The 15,558-nt window shown below is 56.8% G+C and carries 16 protein-coding genes; 7 read left to right on the top strand and 9 right to left on the bottom strand.

Translation table 11 applies throughout. The features are described 5' to 3' along the window. The first annotated feature begins 157 nt into the window (after nucleotides 1–157). Nucleotides 158–346: a hypothetical protein gene (locus GOX75_RS00605; RefSeq protein ID WP_171120330.1), complete on the top strand. Its 189-nt coding sequence runs from the start codon at nucleotides 158–160 to the stop codon at nucleotides 344–346. A gap of 127 nt (nucleotides 347–473) precedes the next feature. Then, nucleotides 474–830, top strand: a complete 357-nt coding sequence (locus GOX75_RS00610) for a diacylglycerol kinase (RefSeq protein WP_171120333.1) — start codon at nucleotides 474–476, stop codon at nucleotides 828–830. A gap of 19 nt (nucleotides 831–849) precedes the next feature. Here the strand turns inward: GOX75_RS00610 and GOX75_RS00615 are convergent, their stop codons facing one another. After that, complete coding sequence (locus GOX75_RS00615; RefSeq protein WP_171120335.1) at nucleotides 850–1,266, bottom strand: hypothetical protein; 417 nt, start codon at nucleotides 1,264–1,266, stop codon at nucleotides 850–852. A gap of 104 nt (nucleotides 1,267–1,370) precedes the next feature. Next, on the bottom strand, nucleotides 1,371–2,759 hold the full coding sequence (gene rimO / locus GOX75_RS00620; RefSeq protein WP_171120337.1) for a 30S ribosomal protein S12 methylthiotransferase RimO: 1,389 nt from the start codon (nucleotides 2,757–2,759) through the stop codon (nucleotides 1,371–1,373). Nucleotides 2,760–2,855: 96 nt separating this feature from the next. Between rimO and GOX75_RS00625 the strand changes: the two genes are divergently transcribed. After that, a complete protein-coding gene (locus GOX75_RS00625; RefSeq protein WP_171120339.1) occupies nucleotides 2,856–4,811 on the top strand; it encodes an AsmA family protein in 1,956 nt (651 codons plus the stop codon). A gap of 40 nt (nucleotides 4,812–4,851) precedes the next feature. Here the strand turns inward: GOX75_RS00625 and GOX75_RS00630 are convergent, their stop codons facing one another. Genes GOX75_RS00630 through GOX75_RS00645 form a run of 4 tightly spaced genes read right to left on the bottom strand, consistent with a single transcriptional unit; the run spans nucleotide 4,852 to nucleotide 9,413 of the window. Then, a complete protein-coding gene (locus GOX75_RS00630; RefSeq protein ID WP_171120340.1) occupies nucleotides 4,852–6,348 on the bottom strand; it encodes a phosphomannomutase/phosphoglucomutase in 1,497 nt (498 codons plus the stop codon). Nucleotides 6,349–6,362: 14 nt separating this feature from the next. Next, a complete protein-coding gene (kdsA, locus tag GOX75_RS00635; RefSeq protein WP_171120342.1) occupies nucleotides 6,363–7,196 on the bottom strand; it encodes a 3-deoxy-8-phosphooctulonate synthase in 834 nt (277 codons plus the stop codon). 5 nt (nucleotides 7,197–7,201) lie between these two features. Further along, nucleotides 7,202–8,776: a capsule biosynthesis protein gene (locus tag GOX75_RS00640; RefSeq protein WP_171120344.1), complete on the bottom strand. Its 1,575-nt coding sequence runs from the start codon at nucleotides 8,774–8,776 to the stop codon at nucleotides 7,202–7,204. Beyond that, entirely contained in the window at nucleotides 8,754–9,413 is a 660-nt protein-coding gene (locus GOX75_RS00645; protein ID WP_171120346.1) for an ABC transporter ATP-binding protein, read from the bottom strand. The genes GOX75_RS00640 and GOX75_RS00645 overlap by 23 nt, the downstream gene beginning before the upstream one ends. A gap of 229 nt (nucleotides 9,414–9,642) precedes the next feature. Here GOX75_RS00645 and GOX75_RS00650 point away from each other — a divergent pair, with 229 nt between their 5' ends. Together GOX75_RS00650 and GOX75_RS00655 are read left to right on the top strand one after the other, a co-directional pair. Continuing rightward, a complete protein-coding gene (locus tag GOX75_RS00650; RefSeq protein ID WP_171120348.1) occupies nucleotides 9,643–10,230 on the top strand; it encodes a uracil-DNA glycosylase family protein in 588 nt (195 codons plus the stop codon). Then, on the top strand, nucleotides 10,223–11,011 hold the full coding sequence (locus GOX75_RS00655; protein WP_171120350.1) for an SseB family protein: 789 nt from the start codon (nucleotides 10,223–10,225) through the stop codon (nucleotides 11,009–11,011). The genes GOX75_RS00650 and GOX75_RS00655 overlap by 8 nt, the downstream gene beginning before the upstream one ends. Before the next feature lie 41 nt (nucleotides 11,012–11,052). Here the strand turns inward: GOX75_RS00655 and yghU are convergent, their stop codons facing one another. Next, the gene (gene yghU / locus GOX75_RS00660) at nucleotides 11,053–11,931 is read right to left on the bottom strand and encodes a glutathione-dependent disulfide-bond oxidoreductase (RefSeq protein WP_171120352.1); all 879 of its coding nucleotides are present in this window, start codon (nucleotides 11,929–11,931) and stop codon (nucleotides 11,053–11,055) included. 247 nt (nucleotides 11,932–12,178) lie between these two features. Between yghU and GOX75_RS00665 the strand changes: the two genes are divergently transcribed. Further along, entirely contained in the window at nucleotides 12,179–12,697 is a 519-nt protein-coding gene (locus GOX75_RS00665) for a YHS domain-containing (seleno)protein (RefSeq protein ID WP_171120355.1), read from the top strand. Between the two features lie 57 nt (nucleotides 12,698–12,754). Here the strand turns inward: GOX75_RS00665 and GOX75_RS00670 are convergent, their stop codons facing one another. Beyond that, entirely contained in the window at nucleotides 12,755–13,438 is a 684-nt protein-coding gene (locus GOX75_RS00670; RefSeq protein ID WP_171120357.1) for a J domain-containing protein, read from the bottom strand. 161 nt (nucleotides 13,439–13,599) lie between these two features. Beyond that, nucleotides 13,600–14,466 carry a methylenetetrahydrofolate reductase [NAD(P)H] gene (metF, locus tag GOX75_RS00675; protein ID WP_171120358.1) on the bottom strand — a complete coding sequence of 289 codons (867 nt, stop codon included), beginning with the start codon at nucleotides 14,464–14,466 and terminating at the stop codon, nucleotides 13,600–13,602. Nucleotides 14,467–14,560: 94 nt separating this feature from the next. Here metF and GOX75_RS00680 point away from each other — a divergent pair, with 94 nt between their 5' ends. Continuing rightward, nucleotides 14,561–15,466 carry a LysR family transcriptional regulator gene (locus GOX75_RS00680; RefSeq protein WP_171121671.1) on the top strand — a complete coding sequence of 302 codons (906 nt, stop codon included), beginning with the start codon at nucleotides 14,561–14,563 and terminating at the stop codon, nucleotides 15,464–15,466. Nucleotides 15,467–15,558 lie beyond the last annotated feature (92 nt).

The raw sequence follows: 15,558 nt of genomic DNA on the forward strand, positions 1-15,558 counted from the left end.
CTGTAGGGGTGACCATCCATGCCGACCAGACAGCATGGTTTTGCCGCTTTCACATTTTCGTGATTGATTTTGTTGCAAAAAACCCTTGAAGGGCGTAGTTTTAGGACAGCCCCGAATTTCAGGGCAATACTAGAAAATTGATAGAGGAACGACGGACATGAAAATTAAATTCGCTGCCGTTAGCGCAATTGCCCTGATTCTGGCTGCATGCTCGCAACAAGAAGAGCCTACACCAGTCTACATCACACCTGAGTATGACAAGTTCGGCACGCCGAGCTGCCCGGCAGGTACTGAACTGGCAACAACCGAAGCCGGACAGACCGTTTGTAACCCTGTCGCACAATAAGAATTTTGCAGGTGGCCCATGTTCGGGCCACCTGCACCCGACGTTCAACCGCCTTTCCGGGCGGTTTTTTCTTGCCTAGTCGCCTTCCATCAGGTTTCTGTCGGCTCTGTCTGAAAGCAGAGGGCCCATGAAAAATTTCTTTGTTCGTCTGAAAGACCGCACGCGTTGGAGCTGGCAGGGTTTGGCCGCGACGTGGAAGGAAGAGTATTCGTTTCGCGCTTGGGCATGGTCCAACCTCGTTTCTATTGTGCTGGCCCTTTTCTTGCCCCTGTCCGACGGTCTGCGCGCGCTTATTATTGTGTTGGGCGTCTTGGTGATGGTGGCAGAGCTGTTCAATACGGCGGTTGAACGCGCAGTGGACCATACTTCAACGGATCACAATGTACTGGCGGGACAGGCGAAAGACGCGGCAAGTGCCGCTGTTGCGCTGACGGCTCTTGCCGCGGGCGTGGCGTGGATTATCGGGCTTGTCAGCCTGTTCTGAAGTCAGATTTCGGCCACGGTTACCGACGCCGAATGCCATAGTTTTGCGGAATGTAATAGGGTGAAGACAAACGGTTGAAGGGGCTGTGGACCGAGTAGTGATACCGCTTTGCTGGTTTGTGGTAGTACCGTTTTGACTTGGCTTTGTAGCGATGGCCTTTGTGGTAATGCGCCTTGGGTTTTCCCGTGTATTCAATCCCTGTCGCACTGGATTTGTGACCATGCACCGAAGGCTTGTTCTTGCGTTGATACACCTTCGGGGCGGCGTAGTGCCTATGGACCTGATGCTTACTGCGAAGGTGCAGACTGACCGAGTCGGACCCGATGAAAATGAATCCGCCTGTTCCTTTGCTATCTGCAACAACGGGCATGGCGCAAAGCTGGGCGATGAAGGTAAGCGCGAACACCTTCGGGGCAAAGCCGTTAAAACTGGACAAGGGACCCTCCTGGCGACAAAGCAGGTTGCCCTGTCATGATCCACCATATGCGCGCAAAACGCCAATAAACTTGTTTCACGCACCAACGACTTGGGGTGAGCAGATCAGACCAGCTTGCCCCATAGGTCGTATTCGCCAGCCTCGTCCACTTCGACGGAAACGATATCGCCGGGTTTCAGGCTTTCGAAGGCCTCGTCGATGAATAGGTTGCCGTCGATTTCCGGTGCATCGGCTTTTGTACGGCAGGTGGCAGCCTCGTCATCCACCTCGTCCACGATCACGTCGAGTGTCTGACCCACTTTGGCGGCCAGCTTTGCCTCGGATATCGCCTGCGCCTTTTCCATGAAGCGTTCCCAGCGGTCCTGTTTGACGTCGGCTGGAACGTGATCCGGCAAATCGTTCGACCGTGCGCCATCAACGTTTTCGTATTGAAAGCAGCCAACGCGATCCAACTGTGCCTCGTTCATCCAATCCAGAAGGGTTTGGAACTCGGCCTCGGTTTCGCCGGGATAACCGACGATAAAGGTCGAGCGCAGGGTGATATCGGGGCAGGTGGCGCGCCATGCGGCGATCTCGTCTAGCGTCTTGGCGGCTGCTGCCGGGCGTGCCATGCGTTTCAGAACGTCGGGGTGGGCGTGTTGGAACGGAATGTCCAAATAAGGCAGCACGCTGCAGCCCGCATCGGCCATCAGCGGAATCAACTCGCGCACATGCGGGTAGGGATAGACGTAGTGCAAGCGCACCCATGCGTCCAACTGCCCAAGCTCGCGCGCCAGATCGGTGATATGGCTGCGGACCTCACGGTCTTTCCACGGGTTCACGTCGTATTTGCGATCCAGCCCATAGGCCGAGGTGTCCTGCGAGATCACCAACAGCTCTCGCACGCCGTTGTCGACCAGCTTTTCCGCCTCGCGCAGGACTGCATGAGCCGGGCGGCTGGCCAGCTTGCCGCGCATATCGGGGATGATGCAGAACTTGCACTTGTGGTTACAGCCTTCCGAGATTTTCAGATAGCTGTAATGGCGCGGAGTCAGTTGCACGCTTGCCGCAGGCAGCAGATCAACGAACGGGTCGGGGTCGGGCGGCACCGCCTGATGCACGGCATCCAGCACCTGTTCATATTGATGCGGGCCAGTGACGGCCATGATGCGGGGGTGATGTTCGCGGATGTAATCCGGCTCGGCCCCCAGGCATCCCGTGACGATGACTTTGCCATTCTCAACCAGCGCTTCGCCGATGGCATCCAACGATTCCGCCTTGGCACTGTCCAGAAACCCGCAGGTGTTCACGATCACGGCATCCGCCCCTGAATAATCGGGCGAAATCCCGTACCCCTCGGCCCGCAAGCGGGTCAAGATGCGTTCACTATCCACCAAGGCCTTGGGGCAGCCCAAAGAGACCATGCCGATTGTTGGCTGGTTTGAACGGGGCGTATCGGTGATCCGGGCGGCAGGCGCCAGGTCGGGGCGGAGGTTCGGCGGGTTCGTTGTCATGGCGCGGCATATAGTGGGGAACGCTTCCCCTTGCAAATGGCCGCTGGGCTTTGAATGATATTTTCAACGCATGCCAGATAAGCGGAGAGCAGAAAAATGAAGTGGCTGTTGCGCATCGTCTTCCTTCTTGTGGCCGTTATCGGGCTGGTGATCGGAGCATTGTTGATGATGCCCAGTGACAAGCTTGCGGCGATCCTGACCGAGCAGGTGCGCGGCCAGACGGGGCGGGATTTGAAACTGTCCGGCGATGTAAACCTGTCGTTCTGGCCGGTCTTGGGCATGGAAACCGGCCCCGTGACATTCAGTAACGCGTCTTGGGCCGGACCAGAGCCCATGCTGAGCGCTGACAGCATGGCGGTTGGCGTGGATGCTGCGGCGTTGATCTCGGGGGATCTGAGGATACGTCGGATCATCGCGGAAAATCCGACGCTTCGGCTTGAACTGTCCGAAGGGCGCGGCAACTGGCAATTTGACCGGGCGGCACCTGTATCCTCTGGCAACGCTGTCAGTGCCCCATCTCAAAGTACGACGGGTACGGTAACACTGGACTTTCTGGAACTGACCAACGCACGTCTTGTTTATGTAGAAAACAACGCGGTGAAGTTCGACTTTGCCAATGTGGATCTTTCCGCGAACTGGCCTGACGTGACTGCCCCGCTATTTGTCGAGGCCAAGATGGGTGTCCCCGGCGGCAAGGTCGAGGTTGAACTGAAAATTCCGGACTTGCCTGCCTACGCCACAGGCGTCGCGGCGCCGCTGGAACTGCTCTTGCGCGCACCGGGCGGAGAAGTGGATTTCGATGGCCTGGTGAACCTTGCCGGAGAGATGGACGGCAAGCTGCATGTCAAAGCGCAAGACACCGAAAGGATGCTGGCCGCTTTTGGGCAGGCTGGCGTTGGCGTACCGCTTGGTCTGGGGCGGAAAGCCGAAGTCGCGGGCCATATGACCTATACCAGCGAGGGACGTATCTCGCTGCGAGAAATGGTGGCGCAACTGGACGACAACCGGCTGACCGGAGAAGCGGATATCGTGATCTCGGACCCTCCGCAGATTACGGCACGGCTGAACGGCGGGGATCTTGATCTTTCACGTTTTAACGCGCCTTCAGGCGAAGGAGGTGACGGCGGCGGATCGGCGGCGGTTACGGCCGCAGAAGGGTGGTCGACCACACCAATTGACGCCTCTGCCCTTGCTTTGGCCAATGGAAAAATCCGGCTGACGGCCAATTCGATCGCTGTGCCTGAGCTAACTCTGGGGCCAAGTGACCTGACGCTGAACCTCGATCGTTCAAGAGCGGTGCTTCAAATGAATCCCGCCACGCTGTTTTCCGGAAAACTGACCGGTCAGGTCGTGGCAAATAACAGAAACGGTTTGTCGGTTGGCGGTAATCTTCAGGCTGAGGGCATCGACCTCCAATCCGCTTTGTCCACTTTGGCGGATGTCACGCGACTATCTGGTATCGGCTCTGGATCGTTCGAGTTTCTGGGGGTGGGTCAGACCGAAGATCAGATCATGCGCTCCCTCAGTGGCAAGGGTCGGCTTGATGTCGGCAGGGGCGTAATCTCGGGCATTGATCTGGATCGGATAATGGGGCGCGGAGACGGCAGTGGCGGTGCGACGGTGTTCAACAGTCTGACGGCCAGCTTCACCATTGATCAAGGGGTTCTCAGGAATGAGGACCTGCTGATGTCGCTGGACAACTTCAGGGCAGACGGCAAGGGCACGGTTGGTATAGGCGCCCGCAATATCGACTATCTTTTCACGCCGACTGCCTTGAGGGCCAACTCGGGGCAAGGGTTGTCGGTACCAGTCAGAATCGTGGGACCGTGGAGCAACCCCTCGATTCAACCGGACCTGAGCAAAGTGATCGAGGCCGCTGCAGAGGGAAAGATCAAGGAATTGGAAGGCGACGCCAAACAGCAAGTCCTTGATAAGGTCGAGGATGAATTGGGTACCGCCGTCACGGACAGCGAAAGCCTTGAAAAGGCGGTAAAGAAGAAGCTGGAAGAGGAAGCCAAGAAAGGGCTTTTGAAACTGCTGGGTGCAGATTGATGGGCTGGGGCGTTATCTACGCCCCAGCCCTACGATAAAATCAGATAGTTTGATCGTAGTCGCCAACGCCGGGTTCGGTGCGAATAACGGCGTCAATATCAGCGAAGATTGCGCGCATTTCGTCTTCGCTTTCGCTGCTTTCGCAAACGACAACCAGATTAGGTGTGTTTGACGATGCGCGCACCAGACCCCAACTGCCATTGTCCAGAATGACCCGCGCACCGTTGACGGTCACGACTTCTTTGATTGCGCGGCCAGCAAATGTCTCGCCCGCTTCGGACTTGGCGACCAGCTTTTCGACCAACCGCTTGAGAATGTCATATTTCTGGGTATCTGCCGCATAGGGGGACATGGTCGGCGTTGACCAGGTCTTCGGCAGGGCCTTTCGCAGATCCGACATGCTTTGATTTGGGTTGCGGTCCATCAGCTTGCAAATCTCGACAGCCACGCGCATTCCGCAGTCATATCCGCGCCCGATGGGCTCGGCCAAGAAGTAATGACCCGACTTCTCGAACCCGGCCAACGCGTTGATTTCCTTGACCCGGCGCTTCATGTGGCTGTGGCCGGTTTTCCAGTAATCTGCCTTAACCCCAAGGGCCTGCAACTCTGGATCGCTGGCGAATAGGCCGGTCGACTTCACATCGGCCACAAAAGTTGAGTTGGGGTAAAGCTTCGCCAGATCGCGCGCCATGATGACACCGACCTTATCGGCGAAGATCTCTTCACCCTCATCATCGACAACGCCACACCGGTCGCCATCACCGTCAAACCCCAGAGCCATATCCGCGCCGCTGGATTTCACGGTATCGGCCATGTCATGCAACATCTCCATGGCTTCGGGGTTGGGGTTATAGTTGGGGAAGGTGTAATCCAGACGATTGTGGCTGGGGACCACTTCGACGCCCATCCGCTCAAATATCTCGGGCGCAAAGGCCGAGGCGGTGCCGTTCCCGGTCGCACAGACCACTTTCAGCGGGCGTGACATTTTGAAATCACCGACCAGATCGTCGATATACGCTTCTTTCACACCATCAACGAATTCATACGAGCCACCTTCATGCGCCACACCGTCGCCGTTCAGGACGATATCGCGCAGTTCTGACATCTCGTCCGGGCCGTGGGTCAGTGGACGGTCAAAGCCCATCTTCACTCCAGTCCAGCCGTTCGGGTTGTGGCTGGCAGTGACCATCGCGACCGCAGGTACGTCCAGATGGAACTGTGCGAAATAAGCCATCGGGCTAAGTGCAGGGCCGATATCCTTGACCTGAATCCCCGCCTGCATCAGGCCCAGAATCAACGCGTTTTTGATGGCCAGCGAATAATCACGATAGTCGTTGCCCACCGCGATCACAGGTTCGATCCCGCGTTTGCGCATTTGGGTGCCCAGACCCAGACCCAGCGCGGTCATGCCGGGCAGGTTGATCTCTTCGGGATATTTCCAACGGGCGTCATATTCGCGAAACCCGGTGGGTTTGATCATCGCGTCGCGCAGAAAGCTCCAGGTGTTTGGGGTCACCTCGGGGATGGGTTTGTTCATTCTATAGCTCGTGCTCAAATTTGAATTGGGTTGGCTTTCGCCAGCGCATCAAAGCGCATCAATGTGTCAATTAATTGAGGCATTTGATCCAAGGGGATCATATTCGGACCATCAGAAGGTGCCGAGTCCGGGTCTTGATGGGTTTCAATGAAAACCGCCCCAACGCCTAAAGAGACAGCAGCCCGGGCCATGACTGGCGCAAATTCACGCTGTCCGCCGGATGATCCGCCTTTGCCACCGGGTTGCTGAACCGAGTGGGTCGCATCCATAACAACGGGGTACCCGGTCTGAGCCATCTGAGGCAGCGCCCGCATATCAGCGACCAGCGTGTTGTACCCAAACGAGGTTCCACGCTCGGTCAAGAGGATGTTCTGGTTTCCTGTGCTTTCGACCTTGTCGACAATATTGGTCATTTCCCACGGGGCAAGGAACTGACCCTTTTTGACGTTCACGGCCTTGCCGGTGTTACCCGCAGCCAGCAACATGTCCGTCTGCCGGCATAGAAACGCCGGGATTTGCAGGACATCCACAGATTCGGCCGCAACGGCGCATTGGGCTTCGGTGTGGACATCGGTCAGAACCGGAATACCCATGGTCTTGCGGATGTCGCCAAGAACCTTCAGTCCGGCGTCGATCCCCATACCCCGTTTCCCGGACAATGAGGTCCGGTTCGCTTTGTCATACGAGGCCTTGAAAATATATTGCGCGCCTGCAGCGTCGCAGGCTTCTTTCATTTTGCCGGCGATCATCTGGGCGTGATCGGCCGTTTCAAGTTGGCAGGGGCCGGCGATGATCGTCAGAGGCAGATCATTGCCGACCGTGAGGTCGGAGATTTTTACATGTTTCATATGTCTTACGAGGATACCTGTTCACGAAGGACCGACGCTGTTAGCGAGATCATCAGGTAGATACCAGCAAACAACAGGAAAGCCAAAATCGTATTTTCGAATTTGCGCGGATAAGTCGGATCCTGGCTGGGAACCGGATTCACCGATACCGACAAGTAACGGACCTTGCGGTTTGCTTCGGTTCGGGTGGTTTCCATCTGTTGCATGGCCGTTTGCAGCATCATGTCGCGTGCGGCAAGATCTGCCTGCGCCATCTGAATCCGCACGCTTAGCCGGGCCAGAGAGTTTTCGCCGCCAGAAACGTCCAGCATTTCGGCATTCAGTTCCTCAAGAACGGCTTCCAACCGGGCGATATCAGCGCGCGCGCCGTCCACCTTGGCCTTGTTCGGACGCAAGTTGTCCAATAGCGCCGCCAACTGCAGCTCTTTCTCCTGAAGCTGGGTTTCAAGTGTGTTAATGCGCGTGCGTAAGCCGACAATGACATTTTCGGGGTCCAGAATCGCACCCTGCAATTGCAGCTCGATAAGTGCTTCCTGCGCCTGCCTGCGATCTTCCTGTGCGAGTTCAAAGCTTTCCAGTGCATCCCGCATCTGGTCTTCGCGCTTCAATTCGGACAGGCCGTTGATCGTTTCTTCCGCGTAGGACAGCAGTTTTTCAGACAAGCCCACCGCGATATCAGGGTCCGGGGCCGCAACTTCCATGCGGATGATGCCATCGCTTGGATCATATCCAATCGTGACCATTCGCTTGTAGAGCGTGTAGGTTTCTTCGAGGCTTGCGTCCGGGGAAAGGCGCTGGATCGGATCAATCCATTCTTGTTTGAAGATGTCCGAAAAGCCCATGTCCCGCTCCAACCTGATCAGAGCGTCCTTGGATTCCAAAAATTCCTGCGTTGCGACCGAATCCTGCGCGGTGGCGTACTGTGTTCCGGCCAGAAAACCGCCAAACGCGGCACCGCCGCCATCGGCCTGCAATATCGAATAGGCCGAGTCGCTGGCATACATCGGTGTCGCGTAGCGGTAGAAATACATGCCGACGGCCACTGTCGGCAGCAGCACAAACACAGCCAGTCGCGCAAACAGGGCAAACAGTTTGCGACGGCGGCGGCGGGCGATGTCCTTTTGTATTTCGCCGATCTCGAATTCCCGGCGCTGTGCAGGGTTCAGTTCAGGGCCGGGTAGGGTCTGAGGGCCTTCGGAAAAAGTCTGCGGCAGTTGGATTTTGACCTTGTCTGTTGTCTCGTCCTCGGCCCGCTTCTTTTCCGCTGCAAGGTCCAGCAGGCTGGCGCGTTCAAACGGATCTATGCCTTTCTTTCGCAACAACCGAACCGCATCGTAATCCGACGTTGTCGCCAAACCGTGTTTATGGGCCAGACGGCGGGCGATCCTGAGTTGGCGTCCTGTCAGACCTTCACGTTTGATATCGTCAATATCCGTGCCCGGCTGCGGTTCGTTGGCCGCCTCGGGTGCGCTGGTTGCCTCTCGGATACGCGACATTGCGTCGGCGCGCGCCTCGGCCGTGCCCGATCCGTTGCGCTTGCGCCGCCAGTTATAGATTCTAGCCTTGGGTTTGGTAGTCATATAGCTGTTTTGCCTCTTCCAAGGTGTCGAACATGTATAGCTGGCCGTCCACCAGAACAGCCGCTTGGCGCGCGAATTTCTCCAGAACTTGCGGACTGTGCGACACGATCACCAAAGTGGTGGTGCGCAGTCTTTCCCGCAGGATGTCGCCCGCTTTTTTGTTGAATTCCACATCTGTCGTGGCTGGCATCCCCTCATCTATGAGGTACATGTCAAAGTCCAGCGCCAACATGAGCGCAAAGGTAAAGCGCGCTTTCATGCCTGACGAATAGGTGGCGAGCGGTTGATCAAAATACTCGCCCAAACCACAAAGCCAACTGCAATAAGCTTCGACGTAGTCCGGGTCCATGCCATAGATCTTGGCGATGTAGCGTGCGTTTTCCAAAGCTGACAACTTGTTGGACACGCCGCCGGTGAAGCCCATGGGAAACGACACCCGGCAAGATTTGCGAATGACCCCGTCGTCGGGTTTCTCTAACCCGGCCATCATGTTGATCAGTGTGGTTTTTCCGGTTCCGTTTGGTGCGAGAATGCCAACGGATCTGCCCAGATCGACCCTGAACGAAACCCTGTCCAGGATCACTTTGCGGCGTGTCCCGGTCCAAAAGGACTTACTGACATTTTCGAATTCAAGCATTCTGGGCCTGCTATATTTCTTGTCAATTCCTACCGGTCAGGGAGGCGGAAAAGAAGAGTTTTTATCCATTCACGATGGCTGCATTATGTCGAATTATGAAACAAATGTTCAATGCATCCTGTTGCGGCCTGTTTTGATCGTGACTTTTCCACCTGTTTCGGAAGAACCTCGCCGTGACTAGGTTATGAGTAACTCTCGGGCAGTTTGCTTCAGGAAACCTTGCGATCTTATGAATTCACTCGAAGAAGAAATTGCGGCCTGCCGTCTTTGCGCGGATCGGTTCGCGGCCACTGAGACGGCCCATGAACCAAGACCGGTGGTCTGGTTTCGCAAAGGCGCCCCGATTCTCATAGCCGGTCAGGCACCGGGCGCAAGGGTGCATGCCTCGGGGCGGCCTTTTACAGACCCCTCAGGTGATCGGCTACGCGAATGGCTGGGGGTGGATGAAACCACGTTTTATGACCGCACCTGCGTATCCATTGTGCCGATGGCGTTTTGCTTTCCGGGGTATGATGTGCGTAAGGCCGATTTGCCGCCGCCGCGGGTTTGCGGCCAAACCTGGCATGACAAGGTAATGCGGACGCTCGGTGAGGTTCCTTTGACTGTCCTCGTGGGCGGCCATGCATTCAAGTATCACCTCAAAGCGCGCGGGTCGGTGACGGACACTGTGCGCAACTGGCGGGACCATGCGCCGCGGGTCTTCGCCTTGCCACATCCGTCGTGGCGGAATACGGCATGGATCAAGAAAAATCCGTGGTTCGTGTCCGACCTGTTGCCGGTTCTGCGCGCGCGGGTGCAAGAGGTATTGAATGACTGAGATAACCGCGCTGGATTCGGCTCATGCCGCGATGGACGCTGCGCCTCAGGACGACGCCGCGCGTCTGAGGTTCTTTGAACGGTTGGCGGACAGCGAGCTGTTCCTGATGCTGACCGAAGAGGCACGGGACGAAAACATTTCGCCCGAACTCTTTGACGTTGCAGATGGCAGTTTCGTGCTGGCCTTTGATCGTGAGGACCGTCTGGCGCAGTTCGCTGGCCGCCCGGTTCCCTATGTCGCGGTGTCGGGGCGCGTTCTGTCGTCGATGCTGGCGGGGCAAGGTATCGGGTTGGGTCTGAATTTGGAGACAGCCCCGTCTTCGATGTTGATTCCGTCCGAGGCGTTGGGCTGGCTGGCGACAACCCTTCAACATGGCCCCGAAGAAGTTGAGCAGCACTTTGCTGAGTTTGTACCGCCTGCGGGATTGCCAGATGAACTGCTGACCGCGCTGGACACCAAGTTGGCCACCGCTGTTGGGCTGGCTCAGGCCGCGTTTCTTGTGGGCACCAGATCGAAAGAAGGTGGCGCAGGGCACATGCTGGGATTCGTCGACGCGGTAGACGGTGCCGAGGCCGCCTTGGCCAAAGCCGCGTCCGAGGCTTTGACGTTTTCGGGGATTGAGGCCGGGGCGATGGATGTCGGTTTTTTCAGTGCACAAGATGCAGCGGCGGCATCTCTGGCCCGTGTGGGATTGCGCTTTGATCTGCCGCAGCCCGAAGCGCGGGCCATGACGCAGGTTGCGCCGGGCAGCGACCCGGATGAACCGCCTGTCCTGAAGTAGAACAAGACCCCGCGGAGCGTTCCCCGCGAGGTCTAGGTGTCTTATTCCGCCGCGGCCTCAAGCTTATCCTGCGTGCGGGTTTCGAAATCGCTGGCTTCGTGACGTTCGTGAAGCTGCGTATGTTTCTCACCAAATGCGCGGTTCACCATCCGGCCGTGTTTGACGGCTGGGCGCTCGTCAATCGCTTTGGCCCAACGCATGACGTTCTTGTAGGAGTCGACGTCCAGGAATTCGGCCGCGCTGTAAAGACGCCCCAGAACCAGTTGGCCGTACCAGGGCCAGATCGCAATATCTGCGATCGAATAGTCGTCACCCGCGATATAGGTCTTGTCGGCCAGTTCACGATCCAGCACGTCCAGTTGCCGTTTGGTTTCCATGGCGAACCGGTTGATCGGGTATTCGAACTTTTCGGGCGCGTAGGCGTAAAAATGTCCGAACCCGCCGCCCAGATAAGGCGCACTGCCCATTTGCCAGAATACCCAGTTCATGACCTCTACGCGCTCTGGGCCGGATTTGGGAAGGAAGGCATCAAACTTTTCCGCCAGATGAAACAGGATCGAAGCGCTTTCGAACACACGTACGGGCTTTTCACCCGAGCGATCCCAAAGGGCAGGAATCTTCGAATTTGGATTGGCCTCGACAAAACCTGATCCAAACTGGTCACCGTCACCAATATTGACGAGCCATGCGTTATACTCGGCGCCTTCGTGCCCCAGCGCCAACAGCTCTTCGAGCATGACGGTTACCTTTACCCCGTTCGGGGTCGCCAAGGAGTACAACTGCAGCGGGTGACGCCCGATCGGCAGGTCCTTGTCATGTGTGGCCCCGGCAATCGGCCGGTTGATATTGGCGAACTGGCCGCCATTCTGACTGTCCCATGTCCAGACCTTGGGGGGCGTATAGGTCGTTTGTTCGGTCATTGTCCGTCTTTCCCAGAAGATTTCATGTAAATTGTCCGTCCGTCACAACAGCTAATATTGCAGACTTCAGAGTCCAACCCCGGAAGTTGGGTCGTTTTTGTAACAAACGGGGCGAAACCTTCACGTTTTCACGTGCGATGTCACAGCGGCGCGAGCGGGACTGCGCAGAGCACACAAATCACCTATCCTCAGACCGAACCCGGAAACCGGAGCGATGAACCGCTCCTCGGACATGAGGATTGAACACATGAAACGCTTTGCCCTGACCCTGGCCGCTACTCTTGCGCTGTCGCTGCCCGCATTTGCCGGAGATCAGTATGTCGATGGCACTGGTTTTGCGGTTTCAGGTTATGACGTCGTCGCCTATCGCGGCCTCGATCAGTCTCCGGTCGGTCAGGCGCAGCCCGAAGGAGTGCGCGGCCGGGCGGATATCACCGCTGAATACAATGGTGCAACCTGGGCGTTTTCGACCGAAGAAAACCGCGACAAGTTCCTTGAGAACCCCGCCTTTTATGCGCCCCAATACGATGGCCATTGCGCTTATGGCGTTTCGCGCGGCGGCAAGGTTCCGGCAAATCCCAACCTTTGGCGGATCGTGGACGACAAGCTGTATCTCAACATCACGGATGTGGTCGTAGGTTTCTTTGAGGAAGACATTCCCGGCAACATCAACCTTGCCGAAGGGAACTGGCCGGGGATCGAGGCCGACGCAGCATCAACCGCCGTCATTCCGAAATTCACCTCGGACGCTCCGGTTTCAAACTGATAACTGGAAATTCGAATGGAAACCCGGCTGTTTCAGCCGGGTTTTTCTGTGTCGAAGTCAACTGGCCAGCCAAAACTCATCCTGAGTTTTCTGATCCGCCTCGAACCGGATGCGGACGCTTTTTGCGCCGGGGAACTTGCGGTTCAGGATTGTCTCGGGGACAACCACCTCGCCAGCACCGGCCTCTTTGCACTGAAAACTGAGGACCTCAGTCTCGGTGCGGCGAGTCCCAGCCAAAATCGACGTAGGAAGCGCGATACGGTTTGCACCTTCACAAACCGGAGATGGCACGAAATACGTCAGGTTGCGGCCATAGCAGCCGACAGCCTCGGGGATATGATCCGAGTCGGCCCGCAAATCGACCGTCGCCTCGGTCTGATTGGCTTCCTGTTCTTCCGAAACATGCGCAAGTTCTTCCGAAACATGCGCAAGCGCTTTGTCGAGCAATGAACGACAGGCATCGATATCCGCATCTTCCAGCGTGATTACGCGTTTGCGCAACCTGGGACGCTTTGGTTTTCCGGCATCAGCAGCTTTCCCAGCCAACCCTTCTTCGCGCAAAAGATCGTAAGCTTCCTTGGCGCGTGTGAAGTCTGCCGCATCAGACGAGGAACAATCGGGATGTGCGTGAAACGCGATCTGTCGCCACGCGTTCCTGATGTCTGCAGAACCAGCTTGCTGGTTCAATCCAAGGGCATGAAGTGCCTCAGCACGCGCCCTGATTCTATCAACAGGTTCCATAACAAATCACTCGTTAAACAACTACGAGAACCAGTGTCAGGACGGGTGAATTTTTGTCAAATTAGGCAAAAAATTGAATATGAAGAGGGCACAATAGGGGTGTTTGCGAATGGATTGTCCCCGGGTTTGGCTCGACAATATCGTGTGTTCGGACCTTTGGATCAGGCGACGTTCTGAAGCTCGGTTTTGGGTGTGATGCCCAATGCAAAACAGACATCACGGGTAAGTTCCGGGCGGTTCAGCGTATAGAAATGCAGCTTGTCGACACCGCCTTCGATCAGGTCGGAACACAGCTCGGTGCATAGGGCCGTGGCCAGCAGGTCTTCGCGGTCGTCGCGAACGGCCTTGTCAAACGCCTGTTCAACCCATGCCGGGATGCGCGTTCCACAGCGGCGGGCAAAGTTGCGCGCCCCTTTCCAGTTTTCGATCGGCAGAATTCCCGGCACGATGGGCTTGTCGATCCCCGCTTTGGCGCAGTCGTCGCGAAAGCGGAAGAAGGTTTCTGCCTCAAAGAAGAACTGCGTCAGGGCTTCGTCGGCACCGGCGTCCAATTTGGCCTTGAGCCAGTCTACGTCTGTGCGCGCATTTTGCGCCTCGGGATGGATATCGGGGTAGGCGCCGACGCGAATGTTGAACTTGCCTGTTTCAGCCAGCGCCGCAATCAGTTCGACCGAGTTCTGAAAGCCGTCAGGGTGCGGAACAAAACTGTCCTGACCTTTTGGTGGGTCACCGCGCAACGCGACGATATCCTGGACGCCTGACTTGGCAAAACTGTCGGCAATGGCCAATGTTTCCTCGCGCGTCGCATCCACACAGGTCAGGTGGGCCGCGACAGGCAGGCCAGAAGATTTGTGCAAAGTTGCCACCGCATCGCGGGTCAGTTCCCGCGTGGTTCCGCCTGCACCGTAGGTGACAGACACAAATCGAGGATCAAGTGGGGCCAATGTCTGAACAGTGTCCCACAACCGAAAAGAGGCTTCCAGCGATTGCGGCGGGAAGAACTCGAACGAAATTTCTGGCTTGGTCATCTTGGCCTCATTTGCTGCGGTCCCGGGTCTTGTGCCAGTTTCTGCTATGTGAGACAAACTCATATTGTTCAAGAACAACATGAGCGAATCTGAAATGCACATCGAATTCCGGCACCTGCGCACAATCAAGGCGATCCATGAATGTGGTGGGCTTGCCCGCGCTGCGGACCAGTTGAACATCACGCAGTCTGCGCTGAGTCATCAGATCAAGGGGCTGGAAGATCAGGCGGGTGTTGAACTTTTCCTACGTCGGTCCAAGCCGATGAAATTATCGGCGGCTGGTCTGCGCCTGTTGCGGTTGGCCGAGCAAATCCTGCCGCAGGTCGAAGCGACGCAGCACGAATTCTCGTCCCTGCGTGATGGTCGTACCGGTCGGATGCATATCGCTATCGAGTGCCACGCCTGTTTCGAGTGGTTGTTTCCCGTGCTGGAAACCTTCCGCAAGTCGTGGGGGGATGTCGATGTAGATATCAAACCAGGTCTTGCGTTCGACGCTTTGCCAGCGCTGCAAAAAGAAGAGGTCGATCTTGTCGTGTCGTCCGACCCCGAAGACCTGCCGGGTGTCGAGTTCATCGAGCTTTTCGACTATGACGCCGTATTTGTCGCCGCGTCGGTGCATCCCTTGGCGCAAAAGGACTATATCGAAGCCGAAGATTTCCGGGGGCAGACCTTGATCACTTATCCTGTCGAGCGCACGCGACTGGATGTGTTCAGCCAGTTGCTGATCCCTGCGCGGGTGGAACCGGCCGCGATCCGGCAGGTGGAACTGACGGCGGTCATCCTGCTTTTGGTTGCCTCGAACCGTGGGATTTCGGTGTTGCCCGACTGGGTCGTGCGCGAGGTAAAGTACAATTCCGACTATGTGACACGCCCACTGACCAAGGATGGGATTACGCGCAGTTTGTACGCTGCGGTTCGCACGGAAGACCTTGAAAAGCCCTATGTGCAGGAGTTGATTCAACTGGCCGGAACCGAGGCCCGCAAGCTGCAACAGCAATAGGCGCAAATCGCGGGTCTGCTATGCGTATCATTCCTCTTGGCAAGGGCGCTTTGCATCAGTATACGCGCGGTTTGACCGAACAGGAGCCTTTG

This window comes from Ruegeria sp. HKCCD7251 (assembly GCF_013031165.1).
In the GTDB taxonomy this organism is placed as follows: domain Bacteria; phylum Pseudomonadota; class Alphaproteobacteria; order Rhodobacterales; family Rhodobacteraceae; genus Ruegeria.

Excerpts from the sequence above, each read along its gene's own strand:
- GOX75_RS00650 (WP_171120348.1), top strand. The coding sequence starts at position 9,643 with ATGAATTCACTCGAAGAAGAAATTGCGGCCTGCCGTCTTTGCGCGGAT.
- GOX75_RS00665 (WP_171120355.1), top strand. The coding sequence starts at position 12,179 with ATGAAACGCTTTGCCCTGACCCTGGCCGCTACTCTTGCGCTGTCGCTG.
- rimO (WP_171120337.1), bottom strand. The coding sequence starts at position 2,759 with ATGACAACGAACCCGCCGAACCTCCGCCCCGACCTGGCGCCTGCCGCC.
- GOX75_RS00680 (WP_171121671.1), top strand. The coding sequence starts at position 14,561 with ATGCACATCGAATTCCGGCACCTGCGCACAATCAAGGCGATCCATGAA.
- kdsA (WP_171120342.1), bottom strand. The coding sequence starts at position 7,196 with ATGAAACATGTAAAAATCTCCGACCTCACGGTCGGCAATGATCTGCCT.
- GOX75_RS00640 (WP_171120344.1), bottom strand. The coding sequence starts at position 8,776 with ATGACTACCAAACCCAAGGCTAGAATCTATAACTGGCGGCGCAAGCGC.
- GOX75_RS00610 (WP_171120333.1), top strand. The coding sequence starts at position 474 with ATGAAAAATTTCTTTGTTCGTCTGAAAGACCGCACGCGTTGGAGCTGG.
- GOX75_RS00605 (WP_171120330.1), top strand. The coding sequence starts at position 158 with ATGAAAATTAAATTCGCTGCCGTTAGCGCAATTGCCCTGATTCTGGCT.
- yghU (WP_171120352.1), bottom strand. The coding sequence starts at position 11,931 with ATGACCGAACAAACGACCTATACGCCCCCCAAGGTCTGGACATGGGAC.
- metF (WP_171120358.1), bottom strand. The coding sequence starts at position 14,466 with ATGACCAAGCCAGAAATTTCGTTCGAGTTCTTCCCGCCGCAATCGCTG.
- GOX75_RS00645 (WP_171120346.1), bottom strand. The coding sequence starts at position 9,413 with ATGCTTGAATTCGAAAATGTCAGTAAGTCCTTTTGGACCGGGACACGC.
- GOX75_RS00625 (WP_171120339.1), top strand. The coding sequence starts at position 2,856 with ATGAAGTGGCTGTTGCGCATCGTCTTCCTTCTTGTGGCCGTTATCGGG.
- GOX75_RS00655 (WP_171120350.1), top strand. The coding sequence starts at position 10,223 with ATGACTGAGATAACCGCGCTGGATTCGGCTCATGCCGCGATGGACGCT.
- GOX75_RS00630 (WP_171120340.1), bottom strand. The coding sequence starts at position 6,348 with ATGAACAAACCCATCCCCGAGGTGACCCCAAACACCTGGAGCTTTCTG.
- GOX75_RS00670 (WP_171120357.1), bottom strand. The coding sequence starts at position 13,438 with ATGGAACCTGTTGATAGAATCAGGGCGCGTGCTGAGGCACTTCATGCC.